Source organism: Promicromonospora sp. NPDC060271 (assembly GCF_042726755.1).
Lineage (GTDB): Bacteria > Actinomycetota > Actinomycetes > Actinomycetales > Cellulomonadaceae > Promicromonospora.
Map to the genome: position 1 here is coordinate 1 of NZ_JBHXBG010000210.1, position 9,121 is coordinate 9,121.

At 72.6% G+C, this 9,121-nt stretch carries 10 protein-coding genes and 1 riboswitch; of the genes, 7 read left to right on the forward strand and 3 right to left on the reverse strand.

The features are described 5' to 3' along the window. Nucleotides 1–28 precede the first annotated feature (28 nt). The gene (locus ACFWE2_RS22815; RefSeq protein ID WP_377226494.1) at nt 29–310 is read right to left on the reverse strand and encodes a DUF4235 domain-containing protein; all 282 of its coding nucleotides are present in this window, start codon (nt 308–310) and stop codon (nt 29–31) included. Nucleotides 311–347: 37 nt separating this feature from the next. After that, a riboswitch (TPP riboswitch) is annotated at nt 348–452 on the forward strand. Here ACFWE2_RS22815 and ACFWE2_RS22820 point away from each other — a divergent pair. From ACFWE2_RS22820 to ACFWE2_RS22835, 4 genes are all read left to right on the forward strand, one after another. Continuing rightward, nucleotides 447–1,526, forward strand: coding sequence for a thiamine ABC transporter substrate binding subunit (locus ACFWE2_RS22820; RefSeq protein ID WP_377226495.1), 1,080 nt, complete (start codon nt 447–449; stop codon nt 1,524–1,526). It overlaps the preceding riboswitch by 6 nt. Before the next feature lie 2 nt (nt 1,527–1,528). After that, the gene (locus tag ACFWE2_RS22825; RefSeq protein WP_377226496.1) at nt 1,529–3,214 is read left to right on the forward strand and encodes an ABC transporter permease; all 1,686 of its coding nucleotides are present in this window, start codon (nt 1,529–1,531) and stop codon (nt 3,212–3,214) included. After that, complete coding sequence (locus ACFWE2_RS22830) at nt 3,214–3,930, forward strand: ABC transporter ATP-binding protein (RefSeq protein WP_377226497.1); 717 nt, start codon at nt 3,214–3,216, stop codon at nt 3,928–3,930. The genes ACFWE2_RS22825 and ACFWE2_RS22830 overlap by 1 nt, the downstream gene beginning before the upstream one ends. 147 nt (nt 3,931–4,077) lie before the next feature. Beyond that, the gene (locus ACFWE2_RS22835) at nt 4,078–4,476 is read left to right on the forward strand and encodes a DUF6069 family protein (RefSeq protein ID WP_377226498.1); all 399 of its coding nucleotides are present in this window, start codon (nt 4,078–4,080) and stop codon (nt 4,474–4,476) included. On the opposite strand, the gene ACFWE2_RS22840 is transcribed toward ACFWE2_RS22835, so the two are convergent. Further along, nucleotides 4,453–4,836 (reverse strand): winged helix-turn-helix transcriptional regulator, encoded by a 384-nt coding sequence (locus ACFWE2_RS22840; RefSeq protein ID WP_377226499.1) that lies wholly within the window; start codon nt 4,834–4,836, stop codon nt 4,453–4,455. The genes ACFWE2_RS22835 and ACFWE2_RS22840 overlap by 24 nt on opposite strands. 123 nt (nt 4,837–4,959) lie before the next feature. On the opposite strand from ACFWE2_RS22840, the gene ACFWE2_RS22845 reads away from it, so the two are divergent. Then, nucleotides 4,960–5,313, forward strand: a complete 354-nt coding sequence (locus ACFWE2_RS22845) for a DoxX family protein (RefSeq protein ID WP_377226500.1) — start codon at nt 4,960–4,962, stop codon at nt 5,311–5,313. A 7-nt stretch (nt 5,314–5,320) separates the two neighbouring features. Here ACFWE2_RS22845 and ACFWE2_RS22850 read toward each other — a convergent pair whose 3' ends face one another. Continuing rightward, nucleotides 5,321–6,505: a PrsW family intramembrane metalloprotease gene (locus ACFWE2_RS22850; RefSeq protein WP_377226501.1), complete on the reverse strand. Its 1,185-nt coding sequence runs from the start codon at nt 6,503–6,505 to the stop codon at nt 5,321–5,323. A 74-nt stretch (nt 6,506–6,579) separates the two neighbouring features. Here ACFWE2_RS22850 and ACFWE2_RS22855 point away from each other — a divergent pair, with 74 nt between their 5' ends. Then, nucleotides 6,580–7,344, forward strand: a complete 765-nt coding sequence (locus tag ACFWE2_RS22855; protein WP_377226502.1) for a copper homeostasis protein CutC — start codon at nt 6,580–6,582, stop codon at nt 7,342–7,344. Then, complete coding sequence (gene pgi / locus ACFWE2_RS22860) at nt 7,341–9,056, forward strand: glucose-6-phosphate isomerase (protein ID WP_377226503.1); 1,716 nt, start codon at nt 7,341–7,343, stop codon at nt 9,054–9,056. Before ACFWE2_RS22855 ends, pgi begins: the two co-directional genes overlap by 4 nt. Nucleotides 9,057–9,121: the final 65 nt, after the last annotated feature.

The window sequence follows — 9,121 nt, forward strand, 5'->3', positions numbered from 1 at the left end:
GGTGCTCCCCGGCCGGGCATCCGGCGGGTCAGCGCGCCGCGCGGCGGGCGGCGAGCCGCAGGGCAGCGGTGGACGCGCCCTTCGCCGCCATGCGCTTCGCGAACACCGCGGTGCCCGCTGCGACCGCTGCGAACACGGTGGCCTGCACCAGATCGAGCTCCGGGTCGTCCGCCTTGCTGGGCGCGTCGTTGCCCGTCACGCCCTTCCAGATCAGGCTGACCGCCTTCTGCGCGACCCAGCCGGCCGCGAGCGTCAGGGCAAGAGTGCCGACCTTCTCGGCGAGTGTCTGTTCCGTCTCGATCTTGGCCATCTCTACACCGTAGCGTCCGACCAGCCAGTAGGCTGGCCGGACACGACAGGGGAGCGCCACACGGCGCTGAGAGTGCGGAACACCGCAGACCCTTGAACCTGATCCGGGTAAGACCGGCGGAGGAAGTCGAGGCACTATGTTGCGTCTTTCCGGTGCTCACGCGGGCACCATCCACGCTGTTCCGGCCGCCGGAGCGCTCTGTACGGCGCTCCTGCTCGCCGGATGCGGCGGCTCCGGGACCGGCGGCTCCGGCGGGGACGACCCGGCGGCGTCGGGCACCGTGACCCTCGTGACCCACGACTCCTGGGCTCTCGACGAGAAGGTCGTCGAGCGATTCGAGCAGGAGTCCGGGCTGACCGTCGAGGTCAGCGCGGCGGGTGACGCCGGAACCCTGGTGAACCAGCTCGTGCTGACCAAGGACGCCCCGCTCGGCGACGCCGTGTTCGGCATCGACAACACCTTCGCCTCCCGCGCGCTCGAGGCGGGGGTCGTTGAGGAGTACACCCCGGCGGACCTGCCCGACGGCGTCGAGCAGCTCGGCGGCGCGCTCACCCCGATCGACCAGGGCGACGTCTGCGTGAACGCGGACGAGGCCTGGTTCGAGAAGTCGGACCTCGAGGTGCCGAGGACGCTCGAGGACCTGGCCGACCCGGAGTACCGGGACCTGCTCGTGGTGAGCAACCCCGCGACGTCGTCGCCCGGGCTCGCCTTCCTGCTGGCGACCATCGGGGCGTTCGGCGAGGACGGGTTCGAGGACTACTGGGCGTCCCTCGTCGACAACGGCGTCAAGGTCGCCGACTCGTGGGAGGACGCCTACTACGTGGACTTCTCGGGCGCCGGCGAGGGCGGCGAGCGCCCGCTCGTCCTGTCGTACGCGACGTCGCCGGCCTTCACCGTCAGCGAGGACGGTTCGGAGTCGAGCACCAGCGCGCTGCTCGAGACGTGCTTCCGGCAGGTCGAGTACGCGGGGGTGCTCGCCGGGTCGGACAACCCGGAGGGCGCTCAGGCGTTCGTCGACTTCCTGCTCGGCACGGACGCCCAGGCCGCGCTGCCCGAGTCGATGTACATGTACCCGGCAGACCCCGCTACCGAGCTGCCCGCCGACTGGGAGAAGTTCGCACCCCAGGCCGAGACACCGTTCGAGGTGGCGCCCGCCGAGGTGAGCGAGCACCGCGACGAGTGGATAGAGCGGTGGACCGAGACAGTAGTCGGCTGAGTGTGCCGAGTCGGCTGAGCCTGCGGCCCGCGCCGCTGCTCTGGGGGACGGCGGTAGCCGTCCCCCTCGGGTTCCTCGCCGTCTTCTTCGCGTGGCCCGTCGCCGCGCTGGTGGTCCGCGGTTTCGTGCCCGACGGCGTGCTCGACCTCACCGGTTTCGCGGAGGTGCTGTCCAGCCAGCGCACGTGGCGGCTCGTGTGGCTCACGCTGATCCAGGCAGTGCTGGGCACCGCCTTCTCGGTGCTGCTCGGCCTGCCGCTCGCGTACCTGCTCTACCGCCGGTCGTTCCCGGGCCGGGTGCTGGTGCGCGGGCTCGTGACGGTGCCGTTCGTGCTGCCCGCCGTCGTCGTCGGCGTCGCGTTCCGCACGCTGTTCGCGCCCGGCGGGGCACTCGGCTTCCTCGGCCTCGAGGAGTCGCTGGCGGGGATAGTCGTCGCCCTCGTCTTCTTCAACGTGTCGGTGGTCGTGCGGACCGTCGGCGGGCTGTGGGAACGGCTCGACCTCAGGACGGAGCAGGCCGCCGCGTCGCTCGGGGCGGGGCCCGCGCGGGTCTTCCGCACGGTGACGCTGCCCTCGCTGGCCCCCGCGATCGCGTCAGCGGCCTCGGTGGTGTTCCTGTTCTGTGCCACCGCGTTCGGGGTCGTGCTGGTCCTCGGCGGTGTGCGGTACGGCACCATCGAGACCGAGATCTGGACGCGCACCACCCAGTTCCTGGACCTGCGGTCGGCGTCGGTGCTCTCGATCCTGCAGCTCGCGGTCATCTCGGGCGCTCTCGCGGTGTCCGCCCGGGCCCGCCGGCGGCGTGAGGCGGCGCTGCGTCTCGTCTCCGCGCACGGCTCGGCCAGGCGGCTGTCCTGGCGGTCGCCGAAGGACACGGCGATCGCGCTGGTGGGCGCTGCGATCGTCGGCGGGCTCATGGTGCTGCCGCTGGCCGGCCTGGTGACCCGCAGCCTTCGCGAGCCCGACGGCTCCTGGGGGCCCGGGAACTACGTGGCGCTCGGGACCACCGGTGAGCGCAACGCGCTGGTCGTGACCGTGTGGGAGGCCACGGCGACCTCGTTGCGGACCGCGCTGGTCGCGACGGTGATCGCCCTGGTGGTCGGCGGTCTCGTGGCGCTCGTGGTGTCCCGGCGGCCACGGTCGCGCGGCGCGCGCCGCGCCGTCGGGACGCTGGACGGACTGTTCATGCTCCCGCTCGGGGTGTCCGCCGTGACCGTCGGATTCGGTTTCCTCATCACCATGGACCAGCCGGTGCTCGGCGTGGACCTGCGTACCTCCGGGCTGCTCGTGCCCGTGGCGCAGGCGGTGGTCGCCGTGCCGCTCGTCGTCCGCACCGTGCTGCCGGTGCTCCGGGCGATCGATCCGAGGTTGCGTGAGGTGGCCGCGGTGCTCGGCTCCGGACCCGGCCGGGTCCTGCGAACCGTTGACCTGCCGATCGCCCTGCGCTCGGTCGGCCTGGCCACCGGGTTCGCGTTCGCGGTGTCGCTCGGCGAGTTCGGCGCCACGTCGTTCCTCGCACGGCCCGACGGCGCCACCCTGCCCGTCGTGATCTACCGCCTCATCGGGCGGCCCGGCGCCGAGAACTACGGGATGGCGCTCGCGGCGTCGGTGGTGCTGGCCGTACTCACCGCGACGGTGATGATGGTGGCCGAGCGGTTGCGCGACGAGCGCGCCGGAGGGGAGTTCTGATGGCTGGGCTGGAGATCCGGGACGTCACCGTCCGGTACGGGTCCTCGACCGCGGTGGACGGGGTGTCGCTGGCCGTCGCGCCCGGTGAGGTGGTCGTGCTGCTCGGCCCGAGCGGGTGCGGCAAGTCGTCGCTGCTGCGTGCCGTGGCCGGGCTCGAACCCCTGGCCGGCGGCAGCGTCCGGTACGGCGGCGAGGATCTGGCCGGGGTGCCGGTCCACCGGCGCCGGTTCGGGCTCATGTTCCAGGAGGGTCAGCTCTTCCCGCACCGGGACGTACGGCGGAACGTCGGCTACGGGCTGGAGACCCAGGACCTGACCCGTGCCGAGCGGGACGAGCGGGTGACCGCGCTCCTCGACCTCGTGGGGCTCGCCGGCTACGAGCGGCGGGCCGTGCCGACGCTGTCCGGCGGCGAGCAGCAGCGGGTGGCCCTCGCCCGGGCCCTGGCCCCGCGGCCCCGCCTGCTCCTGCTGGACGAGCCGCTCTCCGCGCTCGACCGGCAGCTCCGGGAACGGCTCGCGGGCGAGGTGCGCTCGGCGCTCGTGGAGACCGGCACGACGGCGGTGTTCGTCACGCACGACCACGCCGAGGCGGCCGCCGTCGCCGACCGGATCGGCGTCATGGACCGGGGCCGGCTGCTGCAGGTCGCCGCCCCGGGTGACCTGCGGGCCGCACCGGCGTCGGACCGCGTGGCGGAGTTCCTGGGCCTGCGCGGCTGAGCCGTTCGGCCGTCCTACCCCGGTCACGGGTCAGGCGCGCCCGCCTGAGGGCCACACGACGCGGTACCACAGGCTGATGTCGCCGTGCCCAGACTTCGAGAGGGTGCGCGCAGGCACGACGGCCGTGCCGAGAAGCGGAGGAATCTCATGACCGAGAGCTCAGCAACCAGCAGCTCGTGGCCCGCCTGGGCGGTGCCGTTCGCCGCGGCGGCGGTCGCGGTGGTGGTGTGGCTCGTCGGAGCGGCGTCCGACGTCAACCTCGAGGCGCGGCTCGGCACGGACGTGCAAGCCGTCTCGGTGGTGGCGGCAGCGGTCGCCGCGCTCGCGGCGGGCTTTGCCGGCTGGGGCGCGCGAGCGCTGATCGCGCGTGTGGTGCGCCGTGGCGACGAGGTCGTGTGGTTCGTGCTGTGCGGCGCCGTCCTGCTGGCGTCCATGGTGGGCGCGCTCGCAGGGACCACGCCAGGGGCGGTCTCGACCCTGGTGAGCATGCACGTGGCAGTGGGCGCGGTCATCGCGCTGGGCCTACGCGCTGCCAGGAACTCCTGAGCTCGCCTCCACGACGTCGTGGTGCTTGCGCCCCCACTCGCCCAGCGGCAGCAGGGCGCTCACCAGCTCCGCTCCCGCGCGGGTCGGCTCGTAGCGGATCTGTACGGGCATCGTCGGCACGACCTCGCGTGCGATGAACCCCTGCCGCTCGAGCTCGCGCAGGCGCTGGGTCAGGAGCCGGTCGGAGATGCCGCGGACGTAGCGGCGGTACTCGACGAAGCGCCGCGCCCCCGCGACACCCGCGTAGAGGATGGCTCCCGACCAGCGCCTGCCTGCCAGCTCGAGGGTGCGCTGGAAGACGGTGCACGCCTCCTCGTCGGCCATGTTCGGTGAGGCGGGTGCGGTCGCTTCGGAAGTCACTTACCCATAGTGAGTTGCTAACCCGGTCCTTGGCAAGCCTCGGGGAGTGCCGGACGATGCGTGAGGCGTCCGGACGGGCGCCTGCTCCCGCCGGGTACCCCGGCCGTCGTCCTCGGAGGACCCGTGTTCGTTGCGTCCGTAGTCGTCTCTGCCCTGCTCGCTCTGGTCACCGCGTTCAGCGGCTACGGCAAGCTGACCGGCAACCCGCAGGTGGTCGAGCCGATCACCACCAAGCTCGGTGTGCCCAGGAAGTTCATCCCGGTGCTCGGCACCCTGCTGGTCGCCGGTGCCGTCGGCACCGCCGTCGGGATCTGGTGGGCGCCGATCGGCATCGCTGCAACCGGGTGCTTCGTCCTGTACTTCCTGGGCGCGGTCGTCACGCACGTCCGCGCGAAGGACTGGCCGGGAGTCGGCCCCACGGCCGGCCTGATGCTGCTCTCGGCGGCGGCTCTCGTCCTGCGCCTGCTCTCGCTCTGACGAGGGGTCAGGGGCGGGTCGGGGGACCGAAGCCTGTGGTGCCCCAGGTCGGGGCCGGCGGGCGGGGTTGTCTCGCCAGGAAGGCGGCCCTCGCCTGCTGCATGACCCACACCAGGTACTGGCGCTGCTGCTCCAGCCCGTGCGGGTCGAGGTCCCGCTGCGCGCCGGCGCGCTGGTGCAGCAGGGCGAGCTCGGTCGCGGCCTGCTGGTAGTCGGTCATCGCGCGCTCGGCGGGGCGCCCGCCCGCCGCCCGGGCCCAGCTCCGGGCCGCCCGGCGGCCGGGCAGCGTCGACAGCATCCGCAGGTCGTCGTGCGTGACGATGCCGACAGGGCCGTACAGCGGCAGGTAGTGGGCGATGAGCTGGACGATCCGACGGCGGTCCCGCGCCAGGATCACGATCAGGCCGATCAGCACCGCGAAGCCGACCAGGTAGGCGAAGGCCAGGCCGCCGATCCCGAACTTCGTGGAGCCGTTCCACAGGCTGTGCAGGGCGATGGCGCCGAGCAGCCCGTACAGGGGCGCGCGCCGGCGCAGCCTCCCGGGCCCGGCCAACGCTGCGACCGCCACGCCGATGCCGGTCATCGCCGTGCACAGCGGGTGCAGCAGCGGGGAGACGATGGCCCGCAGCACGAACACGTACCCGAGCTGGTCCACCTCGACGGCGTCGATGAAGTACTGGATGTTCTCCGTCGCCGCGAAGCCGAGGCCCACCATCGCGGCGTAGATGACGCCGTCGGTGGGGCCGTTCAGCTCCTGGCGCCGCCACCAGAGCATGCCGAACAGCACCGCACCCTTCAGCAGCTCCTCGACCACCGGCGCGCCGAACGTCGCGACGATGTACCAGCCCTCCTCCTCGCCGGTGAGCTCGGTCTCGGTGAGCAGCGACAGCCCGAGCGTGTTCAGGATGCTCGCGAACAGCGCCGCGACCCCTGCGCCCCACAGGAACGCGAAGATCAGGGCGTTCGGCGGCTCCGGCTCCAGCCGGTCCAGCGCGAGCACGAGCGGCAGCCAGACGGCGACGGGCAGCACCGCGAGCGACAGCCCCACGACGAACGACGCGCCGCCCGTTACCGCGTCGAACGCGAGGATGACGAGGAGGCACACCGACGCGAAGACGATCCCCAGGATCACTCCGATCGGTGCACGCCCGGGGGCGCGACCCGTGAGGATCGCACTGGGATCTATGGCCATGCCAGGGACCCTACCGACTCGGCGGCGGACACGGCGGGCGACAGACCGCCTCAGGGCCCCGCTACGCTGGCGCAGTGCCCCAACGTGTCGCTCTCGAGCTCGCTGTCCAGGATCCGGCCGGAGCGGTGATCGCCGCAGGCGTCGGCGCCCGGCGCGTCGAGCTCTGCTCCGCGCTCGGTGCCACCGGCGGCATCACGCCGAGCGCCGCACTCGTCGAGGCGGTGGTCGCCGCCGCGGCGGTGGTCCCGTCGTCCGACAGCGCGCCGATCCTCGAGGTGCACGTCCTGGTGCGGCCTCGCCCCGGCGGCTTCGTGTACTCGGCCGCCGAGACCGACCTGATGCTGCGGGACGTCACCCTGGCGACCGACCAGGGCGCCGACGGCGTGGTGGTGGGCGCCCTGACGCCGTCCGGCACCGTTGACGTCCCGCGGATGCGCGACCTGGTCGCCGCCGCCGAGGACGCCGAGGTGACGTTCCACCGCGCACTCGACGTGGTCGCGGACCCGGTCGCCGCGCTCGACACGCTGGCCGAGCTGGGCGTCACGCGGGTGCTGACCTCCGGCGGTGCGGCCCGCGCGGGCGAGGGGCTGGAGCGCCTGGCCGCCCTGGTCGAGCACAGCGCCGAGCTGGGCATCGAGATCATGGCGGGTGGCGGCGTGACGGCGGCGGACATCCCGGCCCTGCTCGGCGTCGGCGTGGACGCCGTGCACCTGTCCGCGAAGCGCACGGTGGTCGACGCCGCCGGTCCGGGCGGCGGGGACGAGACGGGCTACGAGGTGACGGATCAGACACTCGCAGAGGCTGCGGCCGAGGCGCTCCGGACTACGGTTGTCTCATGACCTCAGAGCCGGCCCGTTGGCCTGTCGACGCCACCACCACCAACGCCTGGGGCTCGCTCACCGAGCTCTCCAAGAACCTCCGGCCGGACCTGCGCGGCTGGTTCGCCGCTGACCCGGCCCGGGCCGAGCGCCTGAGCCACCAGGCCGCCGACCTGCACGTCGACCTGTCGAAGAACCTCGTGACGGACGACGTGCTCGCCGCGCTCCTCGCCCTCGCCGACGAGGTGCGGCTCACCGAGCGCCGCGACGCGATGTTCGTTGGCGAGCACATCAACGTCACCGAGGACCGCGCCGTGCTGCACACCGCGCTGCGCCGCCCCTCCGACGAGCCGCTGACCGTGGACGGCCAGGACGTCACGGCCGACGTCGCCGACGAGCTCGCCAAGGTGTACGCGTTCGCCGAGAAGGTGCGCTCGGGCGAGTGGACCGGCGTAACGGGTGAGCCCGTCCGGACGATCGTGAACATCGGCATCGGCGGCTCCGACCTCGGCCCCGTCATGGCCTACGAGGCCCTGGAGCCCTACGTCCAGGACGGTCTGGAGGTCCGGTTCGTCTCGAACATCGACCCCACCGACGTCGCGCAGAAGACCGCCGACCTCGACCCGACGACCACGCTGTTCATCGTCGCGTCCAAGACCTTCGGCACGCTGGAGACCCTCACCAACGCACGCCTCGCGCGCGACTGGCTGTGGCGCTCGCTGGTCGCGGCCGGCGCCATCGAGGACTCCGAGGACGGCCGCTCCGACGCCGTCGCGAAGCACTTCGTGGCCGTGTCCACCGCGCTGGACAAGGTCGAGGCGTTCGGGATCGACCCCGCCAACGCCTTCGGGTTCTGGGACTGGGTAGGCGGGCGCTACTCCGTCGACTCGGCGATCGGCACCTCGCTCGCCATCGCGATCGGGCCGGACGCGTTCGCCGAGCTGCTGGCCGGCTTCCACGCGATGGACGAGCACTTCCGGACCACGCCGCTCGAGGACAACGTGCCCGTCCTGATGGGGCTGCTCAACGTCTGGTACGTGAACTTCCGCGACGCGCACACGCACGCCGTCCTGCCGTACGCGCAGCAGCTCCACCGGTTCCCGGCCTACCTGCAGCAGCTCACCATGGAGTCCAACGGCAAGTCCGTGCGCTGGGACGGCTCGCCCGTCACGTCCGACACGGGCGAGGTCTTCTGGGGCGAACCAGGCACCAACGGCCAGCACGCGTTCTACCAGCTCATCCACCAGGGCACGCGGACCATCCCCGCGGACTTCATCGCCGTCGCGAACCCCGCCTACCCGCTGGCCGACGCCGTGGGCGACGGCGGCGCCGTGGCCGCGGGGGCCGACGTGCACGGCCTGTTCCTCGCGAACTTCTTCGCGCAGACCAAGGCGCTCGCGTTCGGCAAGACGGCCGACGAGGTGCGCGCGGAGGGCGTCGCGGAGGACCTGGTCTCGGCCAAGGTGTTCAGCGGCAACCGGCCCACGACGTCGATCCTCGCCCCCGCGCTGACCCCGGCCGTGCTGGGCCAGCTCGTGGCGCTGTACGAGCACATCACGTTCGTGCAGGGCGTCGTGTGGGGCATCGACTCGTTCGACCAGTGGGGCGTGGAGCTCGGCAAGAAGCTCGCGCTCGAGATCGCCCCTGCGGTCGCCGGCGACGAGGCGGCCCTCGCGGCGCAGGACCCGTCGACGGCGGCCCTCATCGCGAAGTACCGGGAACTGCGCGCCTGACGGTTACTCCTTCGAGGTCTAGGTTTCTTCGCTCCGAAGCGATTCAGAGCGAAGAAACCTAGACC

What these genes read in the sequence shown, in the direction of transcription:
- ACFWE2_RS22815 (WP_377226494.1), bottom strand. Translation starts at nt 310, where the DNA reads ATGGCCAAGATCGAGACGGAACAGACACTCGCCGAGAAGGTCGGCACT.
- ACFWE2_RS22820 (WP_377226495.1), top strand. Translation starts at nt 447, where the DNA reads ATGTTGCGTCTTTCCGGTGCTCACGCGGGCACCATCCACGCTGTTCCG.
- ACFWE2_RS22830 (WP_377226497.1), top strand. Translation starts at nt 3,214, where the DNA reads ATGGCTGGGCTGGAGATCCGGGACGTCACCGTCCGGTACGGGTCCTCG.
- ACFWE2_RS22835 (WP_377226498.1), top strand. Translation starts at nt 4,078, where the DNA reads ATGACCGAGAGCTCAGCAACCAGCAGCTCGTGGCCCGCCTGGGCGGTG.
- ACFWE2_RS22850 (WP_377226501.1), bottom strand. Translation starts at nt 6,505, where the DNA reads ATGGCCATAGATCCCAGTGCGATCCTCACGGGTCGCGCCCCCGGGCGT.
- pgi (WP_377226503.1), top strand. Translation starts at nt 7,341, where the DNA reads ATGACCTCAGAGCCGGCCCGTTGGCCTGTCGACGCCACCACCACCAAC.